This is a genomic window from Flavobacterium sp. RHBU_3, assembly GCF_046613565.1.
Classification (GTDB): Bacteria; Bacteroidota; Bacteroidia; order Flavobacteriales; family Flavobacteriaceae; genus Flavobacterium.
Genome location: NZ_JBKJHC010000007.1, coordinates 156,723 through 178,512 on the forward strand (window position 1 = coordinate 156,723; position 21,790 = coordinate 178,512).

Annotated in this window: 17 protein-coding genes; 2 read left to right on the plus strand and 15 right to left on the minus strand. The window is 36.7% G+C overall.

Annotation, left to right across the window (positions count from 1 at the left end; translation table 11 throughout):
* Nucleotides 1-137 precede the first annotated feature (137 nt).
* Nucleotides 138-800, plus strand: coding sequence for a DUF1870 family protein (locus tag ACLI1A_RS11720; RefSeq protein ID WP_411408845.1), 663 nt, complete (start codon nucleotides 138-140; stop codon nucleotides 798-800).
* Nucleotides 801-988: 188 nt separating this feature from the next.
* Here ACLI1A_RS11720 and ACLI1A_RS11725 read toward each other — a convergent pair whose 3' ends face one another.
* The 15 genes from ACLI1A_RS11725 to ACLI1A_RS11795 all read right to left on the minus strand — a co-directional run bounded on the left by ACLI1A_RS11725 (nucleotide 989) and on the right by ACLI1A_RS11795 (nucleotide 21,028).
* The gene (locus ACLI1A_RS11725; RefSeq protein WP_411408846.1) at nucleotides 989-3,253 is read right to left on the minus strand and encodes a hypothetical protein; all 2,265 of its coding nucleotides are present in this window, start codon (nucleotides 3,251-3,253) and stop codon (nucleotides 989-991) included.
* A 119-nt stretch (nucleotides 3,254-3,372) separates the two neighbouring features.
* Nucleotides 3,373-6,321, minus strand: a complete 2,949-nt coding sequence (locus ACLI1A_RS11730; RefSeq protein ID WP_411408847.1) for a PKD domain-containing protein — start codon at nucleotides 6,319-6,321, stop codon at nucleotides 3,373-3,375.
* 10 nt (nucleotides 6,322-6,331) lie between these two features.
* Nucleotides 6,332-9,121, minus strand: a complete 2,790-nt coding sequence (locus ACLI1A_RS11735) for a hypothetical protein (protein ID WP_411408848.1) — start codon at nucleotides 9,119-9,121, stop codon at nucleotides 6,332-6,334.
* 26 nt (nucleotides 9,122-9,147) lie between these two features.
* Nucleotides 9,148-12,192 (minus strand): baseplate J/gp47 family protein, encoded by a 3,045-nt coding sequence (locus tag ACLI1A_RS11740; RefSeq protein ID WP_411408849.1) that lies wholly within the window; start codon nucleotides 12,190-12,192, stop codon nucleotides 9,148-9,150.
* Between the two features lie 94 nt (nucleotides 12,193-12,286).
* A complete protein-coding gene (locus tag ACLI1A_RS11745) occupies nucleotides 12,287-12,697 on the minus strand; it encodes a GPW/gp25 family protein (protein ID WP_411408850.1) in 411 nt (136 codons plus the stop codon).
* 124 nt (nucleotides 12,698-12,821) lie between these two features.
* On the minus strand, nucleotides 12,822-13,112 hold the full coding sequence (locus ACLI1A_RS11750; RefSeq protein WP_411408851.1) for a PAAR domain-containing protein: 291 nt from the start codon (nucleotides 13,110-13,112) through the stop codon (nucleotides 12,822-12,824).
* Nucleotides 13,113-13,199: 87 nt separating this feature from the next.
* On the minus strand, nucleotides 13,200-14,945 hold the full coding sequence (gene vgrG, locus ACLI1A_RS11755; RefSeq protein ID WP_411408852.1) for a type VI secretion system tip protein VgrG: 1,746 nt from the start codon (nucleotides 14,943-14,945) through the stop codon (nucleotides 13,200-13,202).
* A 1-nt stretch (nucleotide 14,946) separates the two neighbouring features.
* Entirely contained in the window at nucleotides 14,947-15,687 is a 741-nt protein-coding gene (locus ACLI1A_RS11760) for a CIS tube protein (RefSeq protein WP_411408853.1), read from the minus strand.
* A complete protein-coding gene (locus ACLI1A_RS11765) occupies nucleotides 15,687-15,848 on the minus strand; it encodes a DUF5908 family protein (RefSeq protein ID WP_411408854.1) in 162 nt (53 codons plus the stop codon). Before ACLI1A_RS11765 ends, ACLI1A_RS11760 begins: the two co-directional genes overlap by 1 nt.
* A gap of 200 nt (nucleotides 15,849-16,048) precedes the next feature.
* The gene (locus tag ACLI1A_RS11770) at nucleotides 16,049-16,513 is read right to left on the minus strand and encodes a phage tail protein (RefSeq protein WP_411408855.1); all 465 of its coding nucleotides are present in this window, start codon (nucleotides 16,511-16,513) and stop codon (nucleotides 16,049-16,051) included.
* A gap of 2 nt (nucleotides 16,514-16,515) precedes the next feature.
* A complete protein-coding gene (locus ACLI1A_RS11775) occupies nucleotides 16,516-16,947 on the minus strand; it encodes a phage tail protein (RefSeq protein ID WP_411408856.1) in 432 nt (143 codons plus the stop codon).
* A gap of 31 nt (nucleotides 16,948-16,978) precedes the next feature.
* Nucleotides 16,979-18,304, minus strand: a complete 1,326-nt coding sequence (locus ACLI1A_RS11780) for a phage tail sheath family protein (RefSeq protein WP_411408857.1) — start codon at nucleotides 18,302-18,304, stop codon at nucleotides 16,979-16,981.
* 25 nt (nucleotides 18,305-18,329) lie between these two features.
* Nucleotides 18,330-18,761 (minus strand): phage tail protein, encoded by a 432-nt coding sequence (locus tag ACLI1A_RS11785; RefSeq protein WP_411408858.1) that lies wholly within the window; start codon nucleotides 18,759-18,761, stop codon nucleotides 18,330-18,332.
* A 31-nt stretch (nucleotides 18,762-18,792) separates the two neighbouring features.
* Nucleotides 18,793-20,427 carry a phage tail sheath family protein gene (locus tag ACLI1A_RS11790; RefSeq protein ID WP_411408859.1) on the minus strand — a complete coding sequence of 545 codons (1,635 nt, stop codon included), beginning with the start codon at nucleotides 20,425-20,427 and terminating at the stop codon, nucleotides 18,793-18,795.
* Between the two features lie 22 nt (nucleotides 20,428-20,449).
* The gene (locus ACLI1A_RS11795) at nucleotides 20,450-21,028 is read right to left on the minus strand and encodes a DUF4255 domain-containing protein (protein WP_411408860.1); all 579 of its coding nucleotides are present in this window, start codon (nucleotides 21,026-21,028) and stop codon (nucleotides 20,450-20,452) included.
* A 442-nt stretch (nucleotides 21,029-21,470) separates the two neighbouring features.
* On the opposite strand from ACLI1A_RS11795, the gene ACLI1A_RS11800 reads away from it, so the two are divergent.
* On the plus strand, nucleotides 21,471-21,785 hold the full coding sequence (locus ACLI1A_RS11800) for a hypothetical protein (RefSeq protein ID WP_411408861.1): 315 nt from the start codon (nucleotides 21,471-21,473) through the stop codon (nucleotides 21,783-21,785).
* Nucleotides 21,786-21,790: the final 5 nt, after the last annotated feature.

Sequence of the window (21,790 nt, forward strand, 5' to 3'; positions counted from 1 at the left end):
AAGTTGTCTATATTTTGTATATTTGTGTTTGTCCTGATTCCAACACTAACAAATATGTGCCTTTTGTTCGTTTATCCAAAACAAAAATGCGCAAAATTTGCACTTTTAATTAATTTATTAATAAACCAACAATCATTATGAATCACCTGGAGTTTAAATCAATCCGGAAAAGTCTAAAAATGAAACAATCCGAACTGTCAAAGTCTATAGGAGTCGGCACAAGAGCCATTCAGTACTGGGAAAAAGGTGAACGAAAAATACCGGAAACCACGGCTTTTTTTATGAGAAATCTGCTCTCAAAAAAACAGAAACTCACTAATGAAATTAGCCCACAAACTATGTCTATTACATCGCCGGTTATGAACGTGCATCTTGTAAATCAGTATGCGCAAGCCGGATATATTAAAGGTTATGCTAACAGGAAATACATACAAAGCCTGCCCACTATTCCATATGCAGATGACATAGAACACCAGGATGAATACATGTGCTTTGAAGTAAAAGATGACAAAATGGATGATGGATCTTCCGATAGCTACCTCGTGGGCGACATTTTGCTGTGCCGAAACATAAAGCCGGATTTATGGGTAAACAAACTACAGTATAATAAGTGGGATTTTGTAATTGTTCATAAGGAAAAGGGTATTATGGTTAAGCGTATTACTAATCACGATTTGGAAAATAATATAATAACACTGCACTGTTTAAATGACTATTATCCAGATTTTGAGATACAACTTGATGACGTTGTAAAACTGTTTAACATCATAAGCATTAAGCGCAAAAACCAAAGAAGATAAAACAACTGATTATCAAAAAACTTATAAAGAACCAAACATAAACGTCGGGCCGGTCGGCCCTTCGTTTTATGTTCTTATCAACCACCTTTCTATTGGATTAACCGGTTCTTATCTGCTTCAATAAAGTGCCTTTATCCTTAAGGCTAATTAGGCCATAAGCAGCGTTAAATACTTATAAACACGTTCTATTACCTAACTATATCATTTTTTAATGAATGCCAATTCTTAGGTAATACAATCTCAGAGCATCCGTTACCCGAAACCAATACACGTACCTCTTTAGTGAAATCTACTTTAACGTAATTATTCCTCACTATACCGGTTTTATCCGGTTTAACAGATACATATAGCCCATTACCTAAAAAGTCCCATTTATAATCATAATTAGCCATATTCTCACCTGTAATGGCGAAACTTACAGTAGTTATTGATGAACCTGCTTCAGGATCTCGTTCTATACTGGCTACTATAGTTACTTCTGGAGCAGGCAGTACCTCAACAGTACAATCTGTTTGTTTTGCGTTTACGGTAAATTCAATTTCTTTATTCAGGAACTCATCTTCAACAAGCCCAGGATTAAACATATACTGTCCATTTACTTTCTGTACGCCTAACGTGCTTGAGGTATTGATAATTGCTCCTGTAGTTTCATTTCTTACATACCCCTTTACAACACCGTTTGCAGGAGTAATTTTAAATATTACCGGGGCTGCATTATTACATAGGGTACTCATTGGAAGGCTCAGTGCAACATCTGATTTAGGTGTACAACAAACATATGGCAATGAAAAATCTGCTATTACGGCCTTACTTGCTTCCGACTCATAAACAACAACAAAAGTACCGCCGCGCTTTACCCCGCCAAGGTGTTCTATACCGGGGTGTTTCTCTATATAATCAGAGAAAGAAGCTTTAGAAACATCTTTGTTATCTAATAACTGAGTCAATGAAACCGCCATAATATCAAAACCAAGCTGATTGTCTTCCTTAATCTGCCTCAGGTTAGTAACTATCTCATCGTAATCACTTCCCTGGTGGCCTTCTATACGATAAAATGGTTTGTTGTATGATGTAGGTGTTTCCCTATCACCTTTTGTAGCCAGTAATGTTGTACTAAACCTTAAATTAGTACCCGATGCCCTGTTACGGGTTTTATCATAATCCCATGCTGCAAGAAGATCATTCGTTTCGGTATAATAAAACGGAATGGCTTTTTCCCCTAAAGGGCTTATAAGCTGCGATGGTGTTATCTTTACGGCTCCATTACTTAAAGTAATCGGCCCTTTATATGCCTGTACCTGCTGCCTGAAACGTTCTATTAGCAAAAGCAGCCTGCTATACTCCGTTTTTTCATTATCTAATGCAGGCGAACTATAAAACTGGTGCTTCTTATTATCAAATCGATCATCTGATGTTAATCCTCCTAACATTATATGTTTAGGAAAAGCATATACATCTGGAAAAGATTTCATAAAAGACTTAGACAGCTGTGCTACAATTTCTGCATATGTATCAATCAAATCTTTAACAGCCTCATAAGCATACTGAATCTTAACAGGCTGGGTGATAAGACTATTAATAGAATTTACAAATGCAGTCTCGTCAATAATAGTTTTACCCATCATTGTACAAATACTGTTTACACTTTCTATTATTGCAGCATAGTTGCTTTGGCTTATGGCACTACTATATGCCGCCCTTATGCTCTCTGCAGTATTTTGGGTTTTAGTTAATACAACCCTTTTAATTTTTTCTTCTCCCAGTAAATTAAGAAGTACTGGATGCGGAGAAACCGTATCTGCTTCTAATATTTTTTCTATACCGGCAACTGTGGTAAGTAACACTTTAAGATTCCTTACCTGCTGTATTCCATGATTGTCGCAATCTACACCCTTACACGGTTTTACTTCTTTCTCATAATCTTCAAGGTAAAGCAACAGACACATGTCTTCAAGATTATCAAAAGCTGTCAGGGGCTGAAAACCATCTTTTACACTTAGCCTGTCTGACAGTTCCCATAGCTCAATCTGATCCGTAGAGCTAACCGAAGCATTATAAAATGGCGGGTACATTACTTTATAATTATCATACGCTTTCCAGTGTGTGTAAAGCTTACCGCTAAAATCAATGGTTTTTAACTCACTTGCATCCGGGTCAACGTTTAGTTTTCTGGACCTGCTCTTTGTATTTAAAGTAAGTAAATCCCCATCGGTTGTAATGGCAATTCCCTGAGAGAGAAATATACTTTTAATTTTATCATTGGCATAGCCAAGTGTAGGCTTAAAACCACATACCACACCCACTCCCTGTAGCATAACCCTTGATAAGCGATCCTGATCTTCAAAAAAATCGAGAAACTCATTAAACTGATCATCATCGACTAATTGGCCTTTACTAAATTTCCGATATTCAGTTGATATGTATTCTAATTTATAACTACTTAATTCACTCATTGTAATTCATTTTTTAATGATTTATTCAGCTGGCATGTAAATCCTTGGGTAGTAAGTGCCCAAGGACTTACAGCAGCTATTCCATTAAGAATTGTTAAGGAATATTCCTTACTATACCGTTATGGTTTTACTTCTCCGGTACATGGGTTTATCTTCAAGAAATTGTTTGTAGGATAACCATCATACATTGGAGTTGTAGCATCAGCAAGGAATATCTGGGTCCATGCCACACCGGTATGGCAACCGGTTGTTGTTAATGCACATTCTAACGAGAATGATATAAATCCGTCTGTAGATTCTGCTGCAATACTTTCTGCTTCGCTTTCAGATATAATAATCTCATTGTATCGGTTTGCAGTATTTGTTTCACCATCAGGATAATTATACGCATCATTATCACCACCGGTATTACTCAAATGAATATTACCCACTACACCTTTAGGATTTGCCCTAGCATTAGTCAATATTATACCATTACCTTTCAGGTTAAAGTTAGCTTGATTACAGCCGTGGCTCGGGCTTACACCCTGCTTGTACTGTATAACAATCCTCATGTTATTTAAACACGCTACTGTAGCCTGTCCTATTAGTTTTATAGGCTCTGCTGTAAATACATTGCTACAGCCGGTATCAACATTCGTAACGGTAAGCGTAGGGTTATAAGTATCTTCCTGACTGGCAACAAGGTTATATTTGTGCGTCATCGATGTATCACCGGCAGATAATGAAGCTGGCGTTGTTACAGGTGTACCGTCTCCATAATTCCATGAATATTCTAGTGTACCCAGGCCTGAAGGTACAGTAACCTTGAAAGTAACAGTAGCATCAGGATCATCAGTATCAGTACTGTAAGCTATGCTATCTATAGTAAAGGTTATACCCTTAGGCTGTGCATGTACTTTAATAGTAGTATCTACCGGATCATCGTTTACAGTAAACGTAAGGGCTTTTTCCTGATGTGCAGCACCTACCAGTGAAGGATCGAAGTAGTTTTGTCCGCCTACCTTAGTAATAGGTGTTAGCTCCGTATTGCCGTCAAATACCCTGATTTCGCCATCAAGCGGAAGAATAGTAACCGGTATTTTCTCATCATTTTCACACAATGCTGTAGCAGGCAGTACCAGGAATACAGGATCTTTTTTAGTACAGCACAAGTATGGTGTAGCAAAGTCTGCAATAACTTTATTACTGGTTTCAGATTCATATATCAGGTAAAAAGTACCTCCTTTTGGTACACCGGAAACGTGTTCCAGTCCTGAATTCCGCCCTAAAAAGTCGCTTAAAAGTTCAGATACCACATCCTTTTCCTTAGCCCTTTGCTTTACAAGTGAAACTCCCAGCGTTGATGTTGTGAAATCAACATCATTCAGCAGTTTTAATTGTTCATCAAGATCTGAAATGCTGGTCAGTGTATTTTGTGTATCTGTTGTCTGGCTAACTACATCACGCGAAATATTACTTAGTTTTACCCTTAGGTCGTTAATAGACAAGGTTGATGCCGTTGTTACTGTAGTTGAGGTAGTTGTACCTTTTTTTAAAACCAGCGCCACAACATCAAAAGCCAGCCCATAGGTAGATTTAAGGTTGTTAATATTTTTCAGGGCAATTTTATAAGGAATACCTAAATGTCCTTCAATCCTAAAAAAGTCATGGTTGTCTATATTATACCATAATGGGGTTTGCACAAACGCCGCTGAAGAAAGGTTACCCGTATGATAACTTAGGTTATAGGTTTCCTTACCGGTCTGTGTCCTGTCAAAATTCCATTTTTTAAGCAGGTCAGTAGTTACATTGTAGTAAAACGGAACTGCTTTTTCTCCAAGTGCTACATCCTGGTTTGAAGGCGTAATCTTTATTGGTCCTGTAAACGTCCTGAATTCATTGATTTTCTGCACAAAACGATTTGCCAGCAAAACAAGCCTCTCTTTATTTTCATCAGCATCGGTATTTATAGGCGAACTATAAAAATCATGCCTGTAATCAGTTCTTTCTCCCAGGCTTAGTGAGGCACCTACAGGCCCCAGCATAAGGTGCTTAGGAAATGAGTTAATATCCGGGCAGCATACACTTTTAAGATGCAGTATTAGCCCCCTGATTTCATTATAAGTATCTACAAGGTCTTTAAGAAGATCATATCTATATTGATAATGAATATCTGAGTTTGCTACATTTAGCGAATCTGTAAGTATATCTGTAAATGCAGCCCCTGAAAAGTCTAAATCAATACCAAAGGCATTGGCTATATTTGTAAATCCATCTTTTAAGCTCGTAATAAGGGAAGGAGACTCAATAGCAGTTTTAAATTTAATCCTTAAGTCATCATTATCTACAACTTCTGTATCAAGTATTACCCTTTTTACCTCAAGGGCATTTAAACTGTCATACAGCTCTTCATAGCTATTATGAAGTTTATAAATACTATCAATGTTTTTATCTGTTCTATTAACTATTACCCCATCTACTTCTACGCTGTCTGCTAAGAGTACCCTGAGTTCAGAAACCTGCTCAGCACCATTATTGTCACAGTCTGCACTTTCACATGGAGTTTCATCATTAGAATACGTCTCAAGGAAAAGGAGAAGTATTTTTTGTTCTAAATTTTGAATAGTATTTACTGCACTAAATTCTGTTTCATCTTCTCCTGCATTAACTAAAGCCGAATATTCTTCGTCAGTAAACAGCTCTAATAAAGTTATTTTAGTACTGCCGTTAGTAAAATACGGATATTTATATTTATCTGTATAATTCCTGTAATAGGTATAGTCTTTAGATTGTAAATCTATAGAAACACCATCTAATTCATTTTTACGCAATGTTACAAGATCTCCATCTGTAGTAACGCCCGCCCCTTGCGAAATATTAATGGCTCCTCTTGAACCCCCTGAAGCATTCGAAACAATTGCAGATTTAAAACCACAAATAATTCCTACACCGCCAAGCCTCGTTCTTGATAAACGGTCCTGGTCTTCAAAATAGTCAATAAATTCGTTTAATTGCCCTTCGGTTAACGCCTGCCCGGCGTTAAATTTCCTGTACTGGGTTGTTAAATTATCTAATTTAGTATTCATTGTTCTTTATTTATAAGTTTGATTGTCCTAGTATAATAATTCCGTCCAAGTTATTGCCTTCATCTTCCACAGCACAGTCTAAGAGTCTTCCCGGCCTGTAAATGTTGTTTAAGTCATTTAATGCCAGTATTAGTTCTTTGGTACTATTAGATAAACTATTTACAGCACTCCTTGATTTATCTAAAAGGAATTTCTCAAAGGTTTTTTCAAAATTAGACAGGTCACTTTGCGCGGTTGCTATCTCGCCTTGCCTGTCGCCTACCCAGCAAATTTTTGCTAAAACATGGGCAGGAAGTTCTTGCCTTATAACAGTTTCTGCATAACGCCTGAAATCCGGGTCTGAGAAGCGGTAAGTATACCCGGGTAGTACTACACTAACACGATAAGAGTAAGGGTCAAAAATATCAGTCTCACAATCTTCTTCACAACTATCCATTAAATTCGATCCTGAGTCTCCATCCTCTGTATCCTCTTCATCGTCAAACATAACAATGAAAGTATCCTCAAGCGCCATACAACCTATTCCGTCTACGAGATTATAATCTTTAGCGGAAGGCTTTAACATTAAATGCTCTACCAGGAAAATTCCCTCTTCTGTAAAATCATACTTAAGGTACTCTACAAGATCAAGGATACCCTTCTTCAGTGTTTCCTGAGTTGTATAAGGATTAGTAAGCTTATGGGTAGCAATGATATTTTGCGGTTCAGAATCATCCAGGATTTCCAAATAAAAATTGCCGTTTGCAGATTTGTGTATCCTTATGTTTCCTATCACCTCACCTCCATCAAAATCATTTTCCAGACTGTTCTCCAAATCTTCCTGATCTATCTGTATCGTTTGGTATATTGCTTCATTCAAAGCTCTGGTAGCAGAATATTCAAGCTGATACTCATTTACAGAACATAAAACAACATTGCCATTAGCATCTTTTACTTTCCACTTATAAACATCATCACCATTAGTATTGGTGCTTTTTATAATTAGTACCGGCGAATTTGAAATATTTCTTTGCTTATAATTCTTAATTCCCAAAAGCCTTGCTATCCTTTTTTGTGCTCCCGAAATGTTATCTGTATTCCACTGTGATGATTCAGATGTTAGAGAATAATTATATCCCAGCCCCCTGTCTTCACTTAGTGTTTTATACTGCTGCAAAAACATTTCTTTATTTTTTAGCACAATTTCGTCGGCTGCAACACCATAAAGTGATTTCATTAAGAACGTATAGTCGCTAAACACTTCTGCAAATCGCGAAATGAGGTGATCCAGTACTTGATTTCTTCGCTCCACACTATTGTCTAACTCTTCATACAAAGAGTCTGTTAGCTTATCATCATCATCAGTTACATAATCTTTAACCAGTGTATCAAAATCCCTGATGTTTTTAAGAGCTTGTGTAAAATAGGTTCTCTTAATATCACTATTTACACTAAGTATATCTTTAACTTTTTCGAGATGTTTAAAATAGCTGGCTAATACTTTATCAAAAAACAGCAAGTATCCCTGTAGCTGCTTAGCAAGTGCCTGCCTAGTAACATCAGGATTTCCTATAATACCAGAAACGCCCACCCCGTATACATCAGGAAATTCATTTAAAATTGTAGCGTAATTAGCCAAATCATAAGACGTTCCTTCTGGCAAATCCGGTACTTTATTTAATGTTGCATCTTCTCGTAAAACCTCTTTTTCTCTTTCAATTGTTTGCAGGTATTCATTTACCTTTTTGCTATTAATATTTAAAGGAAGGCTTCCTTTAGTATAACTAAATGAGCTCAACTCACATAATACCGGTTTTTTGCCACTGTCTATACAAAGAAGCCATTCATCAGAGGGTTTTAGTGAGCCATTACATCCGGCAATAGAAATTTCCTTGATTTCCTTAACGCCGTCTATCTTCATTATTTCACTAATAATATCCGAAAGGCGTACTTCTTTCCTAAGTTGGCTATTTTTAAGTTCTTCTGTATCAATAAAGCCATTATTCAATAGTGGGCCATCAAAAATCTGATCCATTGTATACCCTTTATCCACCATTTGTTTAAGTGAATAAAAGTGTACCTCAGGAGACAGATAATTGTTAATGCTTGTTAGAACTTTAGCATGTACCAGTTCTTCATCGGCCTTATTCACAACCTCAATTCTGGCGCAAACAGCTATTTCCTGTGTTTCAATTGTTTTTATCTCAACTAAATCCTCACAAAGGCTTCTATTTGCATTATAAGCTTCTAATATTTTTATTCGGGTATTAGATTTGTCGCAATCATCTGCTTCTGCATCGCTTTCAAAACCCTCTCCATATTCTACATACAAATCATAAAGCCCTTTAATATTAAAGCTCTTTGGATTATCTACTCCCAGCTCGTCTTTAGTTAATCCTAACTTACCTGTTTTGCAATCAGCATACATAGCTTCAACACGCGGAACCAGCCAACAATTTTTTACAGCCCTAGCTGTACCCGACTTCAGGTTGATATCCATAAACAGTTTTCTGTAATCAAGTTCATTTAACGGCCTTGAAGGCAAAATCTCCTCGGCTTTAAAGAACTGCTTATCAATACCATTATTTTCTGAATACAAAATATCTTCAATATTAAGATTCATCCTCATACCGAGGTCTGTAATGGCATAACTTAAAATTTCGAGCGTAGTGATTCCTGGATCATGAGAGTTAAAATCTGTCCATAGCTTCCCTCCAAGCGTTTCTATGTATTCAATACCTGTTTTTCGCAAGAACTGAAAATCCGACTGGTCTTCAGTTTCTACTTTTTTAGATATACTAACATGATTATTTTCTGACATACCTTATGAGTTTTTATCTGTTTTGTTTATATACATACTTGTTCAGCAATTTTTACAACATGTTGTTTCGCCGATACTAATATGGATTTTGGTTCGGCTTCAATTAAGTATTGTTTCTGTAAAACATTATTTACATATACTTTCAGCTCATCTATATAATCCACATAATACAGTTGCTCTAAATAGTTAGTAAGCTGGTTAACATTAAGTTTAGAGTTAAACGAAACAGCTTCAAAATCGCCAAAAGCCCAAGGAGAGATATATTTTTTTATATCTTCATCCAGTTGTTTACTGTAGAATGCATCATCATATTCATCAAAGAATTTTGCCTTTATATTTATCCTGGCTTCTTTATAATCCGGATTAATAACCTGTGCCGTAACATGCATTGAGTTTAGTCCGTTTACATAATCCTGAATTTTATTAAGGGTAGCTCTGCTTACCCTTGGCTGATATATATCAAATGCGTTCTTGTTTTTTATATTAGGTACAACAACCAGAGTTATATAACCTGGCGCCAAATATGAATTTTCAGATGTGTGGTTAAGACATTTAGCCATAAACACATCAGGAAATTGCTGTAAAATCAGCTGCTCATAATCCCATAATGTTATGGCCCGGTTTTTATGCCTAAGCCTTTCGCTTACACGTCTGTAAAATGCTGTATCGCTTTCCTTGTATTTTCCGTCAAAGGAGTTATAAGGCTGTGTTACAGATTTTACCTGAGGTACTCTGGTTATTAGTTTAGATATTGTACCTGCCTCTAACCCGGTGTCAAGATGAGATAAGTCATTATCATTGTCCTGAAATGTTGATAGCACAGCCTGAGTATAAACACCCTGCATTTTACATACAGCATCATAACTTCTTTTAGTTACAGCTCTTAACCATATTAGGCCGGTGGTAAGGCTTGTATTATTTGTCCCAATATTATTAGGGACTTTAAATTTCAGTATACCAGACTCCAGGAATCTCTTAGTCTCATTTGTTATTATATAATCTGAAAGATCTATCCATGAATCATTAGACAAAATAGACCATTCAATATTTTCATTATCTTCAAAAGTTTCGGCTAATGGGTTTTCACTACCTTCTAAAACCTGAATAAGCAGTGAAACTGTTTCGTTTTCATTAGCAGCCTCTATACCTACATACAGTTCACCTCCCTCAGTGTGTACCGGCACAACACTTTTTGTTGCAACCTCTTTTTCATACTGCCCGAATGCATCTTCATGAAACAACTGAACACCTTCGTTCTTTACCGATTTTCCTTTACCGGCCGAACTCATTATAGTATACACGCTTCCTGATGCTGAATAGTTTAATTCAATGTCTTCCGCCACAGGAATATATGGCTCATTAGGAATTAGGACAGTATCTTTTGTACTTGTAATTGCCAGCGTATACAATTTTGGATAAACATCCTGTAATGCCGACTGTTGTAGTGTTAACCTTATGGCTTCAGAAGTATTAGCACTATGGCTGGTATTATTTACTGTAAAAGTGGTTTGATAACTATTACCATTTTTTTGGAAAAGTTGTATCCCTGTAGATTTAAGAGACCACTCCTTTTTCTCAAAAAGTGCTGCATTTGCTTTAAAATAGGTGTCATCTGTTACTACTGATGTATTTGGCGCTTTATCAAAGTCTGATTTTGTTATATCCTGGTTAGGTGATAATATATAGGCTTTGTATAAATCAGTAATAGATTGTGGTGTATTCTTCCAGTTAATAGTAAAAGAAGCACTATCCCATTTTTTGGCAAACATTTCCGGATATTTCATAAAAAAATTAGACCCGGTAATCGGCTGTGCTGTAAACGGATAATATGCTTTTTCAGCGTTTAATGCTCCATTATCATTTTCTATAGAAACTGATTTAACACCCTTTACATCTATATTAATATCTACGTTTTTTATTTCTTTTTCAGACAGGGCTGTATAAACATCATAGTATTTTACTCCATCAATAATAAATCGCACTACTGGTAAATCAGTATTAAAACTTTCAGCAAGTACCGCTTTATTATAATTAGCAATTGCCGGAAAATCTTTTAACAGTGTAAAAGTTAACTGAAGTTTTGAACTACTGTTTTCAGTACATTTTATGGCTGCTCCTGATAGCCACTCTTTTTCACCACTGCACAATAGTTTTATATTGTTTTGAATATCTGTAGTTGAAAATTTTTCAAGCTTAGTAGAACTATTCTCCTTAAAGCTTATTGTTACTGTTACAGTACGTTCTCCTTCCTTTAAATTAAATAGTGATGAAGCAATAGAAAAGCCCAGTTTTGCATTTTCAAGTTCCTTAAAATCTGAGTTATCTGTTTCATCAGAATTGTAGCCAAATGGCCACCAGTAATTACCTGCATCCGGAAGCTTTTCACTTATACCATCTAAAGTATTAGCTACCCTTGCCATTTTCAATTCCTTATTCTCAGCGTCATTTAACAGAGTTTTAAGTTCTGCTACTTTGGCCTGGCTTGCAATAAGTTCTTTATTGGTTTTAAAAATAAGTTGTTTACCGTTTATATCTTTTTGTGCGTTCAGTAATGTGCCTTCAGGTATTTTTTCCTGAACAGCTTTTTTAGCCAGTTCAAAAATTACATATGCCTTATCAGGAGTGGCTTCTTGTTTTTCAATCTGTAGTATTTCATTATAATAAAAATCTAAATGCCTCTTTGTAAGATTATTAAACTCTTTCTTTGAAAAATCTAATAGTTTTATGAAGCAAATAAATAAAGTAAGGTGCGGGGTAAGGCTACCATCCTCCTCATATTGGTTAACCAAGTCTGTAACCTGCTTTTTAAGAGATTTATATTCAACACTCTCCCTTCTCGGGATAGAATAATCATCATCACCTAAGAAAAAGCCTTCCCAGCTTCCGTTTGGTGTTGTAGCATCATTTTTATCAAAATAATTTACATGTTTAGCAAAATTGTTTGCAAACAGTAGCCAGTCGAACAAATCAAAATCATGCAATTCAAGACTGCCAGGATTTAGCTCTGTTAAAAAGCGTTGCATTTGCGATTTTCCATCACGATAATGCGAAAACGTATCTGTTTTTTTCATTTGTCTTTATTTAATTTTCTATAATAAGATGCAATACCCCTGATATGATTATTTTGGTTGATAATAAATAGGTTACAGCCTTTATCTGTTTTAATTAAATTTCGGTTGCCTCTCCTTTATAGAAAGGAAAAACAATATTGCTTCTTGTATTGGTATTTCTTATTTCATAATTCACCTGAATCAATACCTGTCCTTCAAGTTCATCCTTAGTATCTATATCAATACCCAAAAGGATTATCCTTGGTTCATGATATAATATGGCACGCTCTATTACTCCTTTCATACGGGTAATCAATGTCAGGTCTAATGGATTAAAGAGCATTTCCTGCAGGTCACACCCATAATCAGGAAACATAACACGCTCTCCCGGGCGGGTAGACAACAAAATGATAAGGCTATTGTTAATGTCCTCCTCGTCTGATGTCATCATTAGTGTTCCGTCTGTTTTATTAAACTCAGGCGGAAAACTCCAGCCTATTCCTAAAAAATCTGTATCTATTTTCATGCTGTTGTTTGTATTATTTTATTATAATAATTTGTACCAGTAATATTCCGCCTCCTCTGCAATCATTTGTAAATATGCTATTTAACAGGTAGTAAGAATTTCCCGGATGTATATTGACACAGCATTAACCACCTATTAAAACTGTGGCTTCGCCTGCAGATATAACACCTCCGTGTGTAGTAGTATCGCCTAACCTTGCCGCAGGCTTTCCCCCGATAAGTACGGTTGAAGACCCTGCTGCAATACTATCTGGCGGGCCGGTACATATTGCCATGTCTCCCACCCTTGCGGCGGGCATACCCCCTATAAGTACTGTAGGCTCTCCTGCCGGAAGTATAGGCCCACCTACATGTGGTACAGTGCCTGTAACCATTGGGCACGTGTGCATATCTGTAATTCTTGCTGCTGGTTTCATTTTCGTTTATTATTTTCAAAGAATAATACTTCACCTCCTCTTCATCGGTATCTTCCTGTAGATGTGCGTGGTGATGGAAATTATCTTTTAATTGATTTTAACTTGAGAGCCTTTAACAACAGTAACTGCTCCTGAAGATACCTCAAGCCCCGAACTGCCCTCAGCCTTAAACTGTGCACTGGCTTTAAGGTTTACATTTGCTCCTTCAAGATTTACATCACCCGAGGCTTTAATTTTTATATCGCCTGCACTCTCTATTGTAATACCATCTCCGTTTAGTGTAAGTACATTAGAGTGTTCATCTTCAATCTTAATTATATCGGCATTTTCATCAAGTGTTACTTTTTTACCTACCGGTGTTTCAAGCGAATAAGAAATTTTATCGTCGTTAAAGATCATTTTCATATTGCTGCGGGTAACAAATCCTTTTTCATGATTGTCATCAGTAGCAACTATTGGGGCGGGCTTGGCACTACTGTTAAGCATTCCTAAAACCACGGCATCATTAGGGTCATCGTTTATAAAGCCTATTATTACTTCATCGGCAATTTCAGGCCTGAAAAAAGAACCACGGTTCTCCCCTGCATCAAGCGTTGCTACACGAGCCCAAATCCCTTGGTCTTCGTTATTGATAATAGGTATCTGAACCAATATCCTGTCTTCTCCGTCTGGGTCTGACTCTAATTGAGACACCACACCTATGTGTAGTCCGCTTATAGAAGGTATAATCCCTGAGCCAGGCATTTCGCTTATGTCATACGTTTCAGAAAACCATGTTGGCGATAGCCCAAACTGTGCATCTACAAGCCAGTTCCCTCCCACAATTTCATGACGTACACCCGTAACATATATATTACCATTGTAGCGATCGCCCATACCTTGCAATTCCAGTAATATTCCAGGCTTTACTGAGGGGATTCCCTGAAATTTTACCCTACCACGTGTTTTAGAAAGTTGCTGGAAGGTTGCTTTGGCATTACTCCAGTCCTGTAGCTCTTCCTGTGTAAGGTTACCACCGTGTCTTAGCTGTAAATCCTCAACACTAAAGACTCCTGCCAGGTTACTTACTGAAAGATTTCCATTTAAAGTAAGTGCAGGATCCTGAGCTTCAGTTTCCACAAGTTCCTGGTCAGTGTAGCTCCAGGTAGCTGAGGTAATTTTATTAAACTGGTCTCGGGCATCAATTTCACCTTCAAACTCGTGAACTGAAGAACCATATGCTACCGTTTCTAGAGTTTTACCACTAAGCACTGGTTTTGAAACTTTTATTGTACCGTCATCTATAAAGCAAAGCTTGCCGTTTACCTGTGCTCTTGCAACCATAAAATCCCAATCAGATACCCGGTACTGAACCAGTTCTTTATGAGTGTTTGCGGTAGCTTCCACATCAGCAGTAACTCCACCATTACTTATCAGCTCTTCTATAATATCACTGTCTTTACTATCGTAGAAGTACTTACTCTTCCTACCAAGGGTCATCTTAACTGCTTTGTCCTTACACTCTACAATTAGGAACGAATTTCCATTTTTAACTTTTAAGTTGTGTTTTACAACAACACCTTTAAAAATGGTTTCCTCTTCAGAATGGTATCCTGCAGTAATTTCAATTTCACTGCCTGGAGTAAGTAATGTCTCATTACTCAACTTAAAGGTCTGCTCAGAAACGCTACCATCTAATAGTATAATTCGGGCATACGGAATCCTGTTTACCTCTTTTTCTACAACAATGCTTTTAACACCATATTTACCCGGCAATTCAGTACCGCCAGACATAATTTTAAAAGTTACCAGGTCGGTTGGTTTTGCTGTCTTTATGTAACCGCTGTTGTTCATATCATGATGTTTTTGCTACAGGCGGGAAATATATTTCCTGCCCCGGGGTTAATTGCCTGAAGTTTACAAGTCCGTTTACTTTGGCTACTTCCAAATAATATTTAGGGTCACCATAAATATTCTGGCACATCATTGGAAGTGTATCACTTGCTTTTACAATACGTTTATGAGTAAGATCCGGGGATTCCTTTTTAACCGTTTTATTCATAAGCTCTTCACTAAGCGACTCGGTAAATTTTGCTTTACCAATAGCTCTCAAAGGATTTCCTTCATTATCAAAGAGCTTATAATCTAATGTAAATTCAGATAATGTACCTTTAAACTCAAGCGTACCCCAAGTAATTACTACTTCATAAGGTTTATGAATTTTACCATCCATTTTACCTGTCGCTTTATAGAAGTCTGATATTTGAGTTTCCACCTTTTTTATTGCAAATGCTTTTTTATTGCTAAGTTTTTCGGCGATAGAATTCACTAGCTTATTACCGGAATTTTCCTGAGTTACACCAGTGCCATCAAAAAGAAATTCTAATTGTAAATCTGTGGGAGGAGATGCCACAAACCCTGCACTGACATTAGGTGTCCCATTTGCCTGCATTTCGCTAAACTTTGTCTTATAAGTCATAGAATAACTTGTAGGATTAATAAACACTTCAAAAGCGGTCTCACTAATTAGACTGGTAGCCTTGTATGTATTATCCTTATAAGTTGATATCTTTAGTTTTTTGAGCGGTCCTACCATTATCTTTCTTTTTTACGGTTTTCTATATTTACTGCCTGGTCTATACTATTACTTATTGCCTGCATAATCTGCCTATGATTTATTGAAGGATCAGTTGCAGTAGCCGAAGCTTTTTCGTCTACATTTATTTTTATATGTAGCTCCTTTATTTCTATTGGCATTTCATTTATTATTAATTCGTTATTTCATATTAATCACTAACAAACAGACACTTACCAATTTTTTATTAAAAACTAAACACACAAAGAGCCTCTGCAGCGTAGTGTATACAACTATACTGTAGGTCTTTTTTAAAAAGATTTTAGCTAAATATTTTGGTTTAGCTAAACGCACTTCATGTGTTTAGCTCTGTTGGTTCAAATTACAAGCTTAACAGACTTGTAGAAGGTATTGTAAAATATCTGTATTTAAGTTCTACGGTTTCTATAGCAAGCTTGTTTTCTTCAGCATTAAATTCTGAAACATCCCATTTTACCGGGTAAGCACCTACTACATTCCAAACCATAAGTGGTGCTGTTGATTCAGCTCCTCCATAAAGGGATACTATAAGGTCTCTTGGTTCAAAATCAAAGTTTTCCATAGCATTTCTGCACCATGTTATTAATCCTGAATTTACTATAAGCCCTCTTTTAAGAACTAAATTTGGATATTTAGGACGCAGGGGAAGCTGGTGTACAAACCTATTCTCTCCACCTTCTGCATACTCTTCAGTCCCAATTTCTGTAGATAAACCAGATACAGATTGAAATCTTGAGTCAATACCCTCTGTTGTTGATATTCCATTAACTATAAATGAAAAACTCGTTGGAGGATATAAAACAGCCATGATTAATTATTTTCAATAGTTAATCCTTCGTGAGCTACTTCAAGAGTTTCAATAGCCACTTCATTTCCTTCTGCCTTAAGATCTGTAGACTGCAGTTTTACCGGGAATGCATTTTTAAGCTTCCATGTAATGGCCGGACTACCTGTTTCATCCAGTAGGGAAATTGTAATGGTACGGCGCTCTACTGTATTTAGGTTGATGGTTTTTAGCCACTCATAGTATTCATTGTCGCGTTTAAAAGAGCCGCGTTTAAAAGTAATGTTAGGAAACTTAAACATACCCGGCATTTTAGTTTTACTAAAATCAGGACTGGCACCATGCCTGTACTCTATAGGGTCCATCTCTATATTCAGACCCGATACTTCCTGGAAGCCTACCTTAGTTCCACCCCAGTCTACTTCAAAATAAAATTTTGATAATGGATATTCATTCATAAATGTTATATTTTAATTGTTAAGTATTTTATTATGCTTCTTGTAGTTTGTGTGAAAAACGTAGTACAATGAATTCTGCAGGACGTACTGCTGCCATACCTATTTCAACAATCATTTTGCCTTCAAGTATGTCTTGAGCAGACATGGTTTGGTTAAGTCCTACACTTACATAATATGCTTGTTCTGGGGTACTGCCGGCAAGAGCACCACTTATCCACAGCTGGTTAAGGTAGTTTTCTATCATGGCCTTAACCCTTACCCAGGTCCTGGCATCGTTTGATTCAAATACAAAACGTTCTGTAGCCTTACTAACAGACTCTTCAACCATGTTAAACAGTCGGCGTACAGATACATACCTCCACTCGTTACTGTTTCCGTCAAGAGTCCTTGCGCCCCATACCAGGGTACCTTTACCTACAAAACTACGTATGGCGTTGATTGATTTACCTGCTGTAGTATCTATATTAAGGCTTTCCTGATCGCTGTGAGAAATTTTTACAGTAGGTGCCACTACATAATTAAGAGCTACGTTAGCCGGTGCTTTCCATACACCTGTAGCTGCATCTACTTTTGCATAAACACCCGCAATGGCAGATGAAGGTGCAAGAACAACAGATTTTGCTGCAATTGCTTTAACTGCCTGGTTATAAAGTGCAGAATTAGCATCTTTCAACGCTGAAAGTGTTGTCACTCCCGAATAACCGGTAACTGATACATTTGCATCCTTATAACTGTAACTTAGCGATGTTTCAAGATGTGGATAATAAGCAGCTCCATATTTTAGTCCTGTAGCACTTACGCCAGTCCTGAAAGCAGTTACATCGGCCGCAAGATCTCCAACAACATCCATAATAACAAAGCGGTCTCCCAGGTCTTCAGCCTGATCAAGGGCATCGTTATAAAGAACATATGCATTAGTAACGCCTAAAGCTTCTGCTTCAGGGAATACAATTAGAGTAGGTTCGTCTTCTTTCCTAAGAAGATCCAGTCCGGCTTTTAGTTTGATTTTATCTATAGAATCCTCATAATCGCCTACAGAAACAATATAACAAGGACCACCGCCATTAGCAAAATACATTTGTAGGGCGTAGTACATTTTATAATCGCTTATTGAACTTTGAGTTACAGTTGCCGTAACTGTATTGTCTGATACTGCAATAGAAATACCGCTAATCTCTTCATAAGCTGCACCAAAAAGGGTTTCATACTCCATAAGTGAAGTAATCCTTGTAGGTTCATTTAGTGTACCTTTTTCAGTATAACCTATAAACGCAGGTATAGCTGTTTCAACTTGAGCAACTGATGGTGGAAATTTTGAGATTTCCTCTACATAAACTCCTGGTGTTTTGTAATTCATTTGATATTTAATTTAAAGTTATTTATTAATTGTTTTCAATAGTCAATCCTTCGTGGGCTACTTCAAGGGTTTCAATAGCCACTTCATTTCCTTCTGCCTTAAGGTCTGTAGATTGTAGTTTTACAGGGAATGCATTTTTAAGTTTCCATGTAATGGCCGGGCTTCCGGTTTCATCCAGCAGGGAAATTGTAATGGTACGGCGCTCTACTGTATTTAGGTTGATGGTTTTTAGCCACTCATAGTACTCATTGTCGCCTTTAAAAGAGCCGCGTTTAAATGTAATGTTTGGAAACTTAAACATGCCCGGCATTTTAATTTTACTAAAGTCAGGACTGGCACCATGCCTGTACTCTATAGGGTCCATCTCTATATTAAGGCCCGATACTTCCTGGAAGCCCACCTTGGTTCCGCCCCAGTCTACTTCAAAATAAAATTTTGATAATGGATATTCATTCATAAAAGTTATATTTAATTGTTAACTATTTTTATTATGCTTCTTGTAGTTTATGTGAAAAACGCAGTACAATAAACTCTGCAGGGCGTACTGCCGCAATGGCCACCTCTATGTTCATCCTGCCTTCATTTACATCTGTATCAACCATAGTACCATCCGGTATCCCAACTCTTACCTGGTAAGCCTGCTCAGGTTTGCTGCCTGCAAGTGCTCCGCTCATCCACAGCTGGTTAAGGTAGTTTTCTATCATAGCCTTAACCTTTACCCATGTGCTGGCGTCATTTACTTCAAATACAAACCTTTCAGTTGCGTTTTGAACAGATTTTTCAATCATATCAAAAAGTCGGCGTACAGATATATACCTCCATTCATTGTCGTTTGAATCAAAGGTCCTTGCACCCCACACCAGGGTACCTTTACCAGAAAATGTACGTATAGCATTTACTGATTTACCTGCTGTAGTATCTATGTTAAGATCTTCTTGCTCCTCATCAGAAATTTTTTCGGTTGGTGCTACTACATAGTTAAGCCCCACATTAGCTGGCGCTTTCCATACACCTTTAGTACCGTCTGTTTTTGCATATACACCTGCTATAGAAGACGAAGGAGGCAAAACAACATTAAGAGCTCCTATTAGTTTCTTTATTTGGTTGTATAGGTTAGAATTTGTTGTTTTAATAGAATTTAGTGATACGCCGTCCGCAGCACCTTTCTCATCTTTAGCACTATTAACAGCCGATATTAAAGCCGTAATATGAGTATTTACTGAGGCATTTATGGTACCATTTACAGCACTTGCCTGATTAAAATCAGCAACTACATCAGTTGTAGATACATGACCGTCTGCGGTTAGGTTAATCTCATCAACTATAGCAATAACCTGTTCTAAAAGATCTGCTACTACTGCTGCACCCGTTGCACTTGAAATTTGAGATTGTAATACAGTTAGTTGATTCTTTTCATCAACAAAAAATGGCTGTGATGCTGTTGTCTGTAACCCAGTATGTTCAATATTTGCATCTTCGTTGAAGGTATAATTCAATGCAGTTTTAAGGTGAGGGAAATATGCAGCCGCCTGAATTGAACTTGGCACATTATCCCTAATATCCTCTATTGTGGTAGTTTGTGTTACTGCATCTACGTTTAAATTTCCTTTATAAGTATCCAGTATAACAAACCTGTTTTTTAGCGTTTCTGCTTTGCTTATAGCATCCTGATAAAGTGCATAAAAATCCACTTCTTCAAGATTTACAGCATCAGGGAAAACAACAAGTGTAGACTCTTCAACGCTTTCCCAGGCGCTTAAAGCTGAGGTCTTCCAAGTAGTGTTAATAGGTGTGGTAGGGTAATTGCCTACTGAAACGATATAACATGGACCACCACCATTAGCAAAATACATTTGCAATGAATAATACATTAAAAACGTTGCATCCGGTTTTTCAAGTGTTAACCCGTCTACAGTATCATGCAGTACTATTTTCTCTTTATTAGCACCACCAAAATACGTTTCATACTCTACAAGAGATGTTATCCTTTTCGGTACAAGAGCTGCAGGTGATGTCTGGGTATATCCTATAAAGGTAGGCACAGCTGTTTCAACCTGAGCCACTGAAGGCGGAAACTTTGAAACCTCCTCTACATACACACCCGGTGTTTTAATTTCTGACATGTTCTAAAAATTTATGTTAATATTAATTTTCTTGTTCTATTTTTTGAGTAACTACATCTATGGTCTCAATTGTTACAGCATCTGTTTCTCCTTCTTTTTGTATTTTAACGATACTTAATTTGTAAAATGCAGATGGTATTACTTTCCCTCCTAATAATCCCCACACATAGCTTAGCTGCTCAAATGGAAGCGGATGCAGCTGCGCTTTAAATGTAAAATCGCTGGTAGGGCTGGTAAAGTTTTTTTGAGTTTGAACAATTTCAATAACTTTAGAAATATCTTTCAGTGCTATTTCGTAGTTATCCCTGTTTGCACTTACCATTACGTATAAATTTAAATAAGCAGGAGGATTTACTTTAATATATTGCTTGGGGGCAGTGCTTACAAGTTCGTATCTCGGGGTATTTTTCAGGGCTGGCTCTTCCTGTGCATTTAATAATGTAATAACTACTTTATTGGTTATAGCCGATGCATCATTTTCTTCCCTGGCTATATTGTCTATTACAACTTCAACCGGATCTACCGTACCTGATTCCGAATCAGCAGAATTTAGTTCGGTATCAAGATTATCTTTTAAAACTTTTAGTACTTTATAAATCATGATTTCTCTGTTATTAATTAGTTCGGTGCAAACATACAATGAGCTCTAATCAAAAAAAGAATATTTTGGGCTCCTAAAACAGTCTTTGCAGTAAACTTGCTTTTCAACAGATTTATATGCAGATTATCGGTAAAACATTAGTAAAATGGGACATTAATAAACATCCGGTGTTATTAATATTTATCAGAACAGCTTTTTTTTCTATGTAAATAATGCATATTTTTTTAAAAACATTTTAGTAACATTTTAGCAACACAAATAATAGTGTTGTAAAAAAATACCGACATTTTTTACAAGATTAATTAGCAAACTATATAACTGGAGACTAAATGTGGAAAACTAATTTCTTTTTGCTGCAAAGACAGAATACTTACAGTTAATAATTATACCACAGAGACGGCATCTAATAATTTTGGACTTCTAATTTTTAATAATAAATAAAATGAAATTAAAAGACCTTTTAGAGAAGCGTAATGAAATTGCAAACGGCCATTTTAATGAACTACGTTCAAAAATGGGACTTGTACAAAAAGATGAAGAGCAGATTTTTTTAAAGAGGGAAAAAATATGTGACGCATGCCCCCTTAAAAATGGTAATAGCTGTAATACCCTTTTATGGATAAATCCACTAACACTGGAGGTGTCAAACATGCCAAAAAAAGGTTTTATAAGAGGATGCGGATGCAGGCTTACCGCCAAACAAAAGTCTAAACAAAGTAGTTGCCCAGCTGGATTTTGGGGTGGTGAGTTTGAATAATTAAT

Bases quoted from the DNA above. Each gene is read 5' to 3' on its own strand.
- ACLI1A_RS11770 (WP_411408855.1), bottom strand. From the start codon at position 16,513: ATGGCTGTTTTATATCCTCCAACGAGTTTTTCATTTATAGTTAATGGA.
- ACLI1A_RS11760 (WP_411408853.1), bottom strand. From the start codon at position 15,687: ATGGTAGGACCGCTCAAAAAACTAAAGATATCAACTTATAAGGATAAT.
- ACLI1A_RS11795 (WP_411408860.1), bottom strand. From the start codon at position 21,028: ATGATTTATAAAGTACTAAAAGTTTTAAAAGATAATCTTGATACCGAA.
- ACLI1A_RS11790 (WP_411408859.1), bottom strand. From the start codon at position 20,427: ATGTCAGAAATTAAAACACCGGGTGTGTATGTAGAGGAGGTTTCAAAG.
- ACLI1A_RS11720 (WP_411408845.1), top strand. From the start codon at position 138: ATGAATCACCTGGAGTTTAAATCAATCCGGAAAAGTCTAAAAATGAAA.
- vgrG (WP_411408852.1), bottom strand. From the start codon at position 14,945: ATGAACAACAGCGGTTACATAAAGACAGCAAAACCAACCGACCTGGTA.
- ACLI1A_RS11800 (WP_411408861.1), top strand. From the start codon at position 21,471: ATGAAATTAAAAGACCTTTTAGAGAAGCGTAATGAAATTGCAAACGGC.
- ACLI1A_RS11735 (WP_411408848.1), bottom strand. From the start codon at position 9,121: ATGTCAGAAAATAATCATGTTAGTATATCTAAAAAAGTAGAAACTGAA.
- ACLI1A_RS11775 (WP_411408856.1), bottom strand. From the start codon at position 16,947: ATGAATGAATATCCATTATCAAAATTTTATTTTGAAGTAGACTGGGGT.
- ACLI1A_RS11785 (WP_411408858.1), bottom strand. From the start codon at position 18,761: ATGAATGAATATCCATTATCAAAATTTTATTTTGAAGTAGACTGGGGC.
- ACLI1A_RS11765 (WP_411408854.1), bottom strand. From the start codon at position 15,848: ATGCCAATAGAAATAAAGGAGCTACATATAAAAATAAATGTAGACGAA.
- ACLI1A_RS11740 (WP_411408849.1), bottom strand. From the start codon at position 12,192: ATGAAAAAAACAGATACGTTTTCGCATTATCGTGATGGAAAATCGCAA.
- ACLI1A_RS11750 (WP_411408851.1), bottom strand. From the start codon at position 13,112: ATGAAACCAGCAGCAAGAATTACAGATATGCACACGTGCCCAATGGTT.
- ACLI1A_RS11725 (WP_411408846.1), bottom strand. From the start codon at position 3,253: ATGAGTGAATTAAGTAGTTATAAATTAGAATACATATCAACTGAATAT.
- ACLI1A_RS11730 (WP_411408847.1), bottom strand. From the start codon at position 6,321: ATGAATACTAAATTAGATAATTTAACAACCCAGTACAGGAAATTTAAC.
- ACLI1A_RS11780 (WP_411408857.1), bottom strand. From the start codon at position 18,304: ATGAATTACAAAACACCAGGAGTTTATGTAGAGGAAATCTCAAAATTT.
- ACLI1A_RS11745 (WP_411408850.1), bottom strand. From the start codon at position 12,697: ATGAAAATAGATACAGATTTTTTAGGAATAGGCTGGAGTTTTCCGCCT.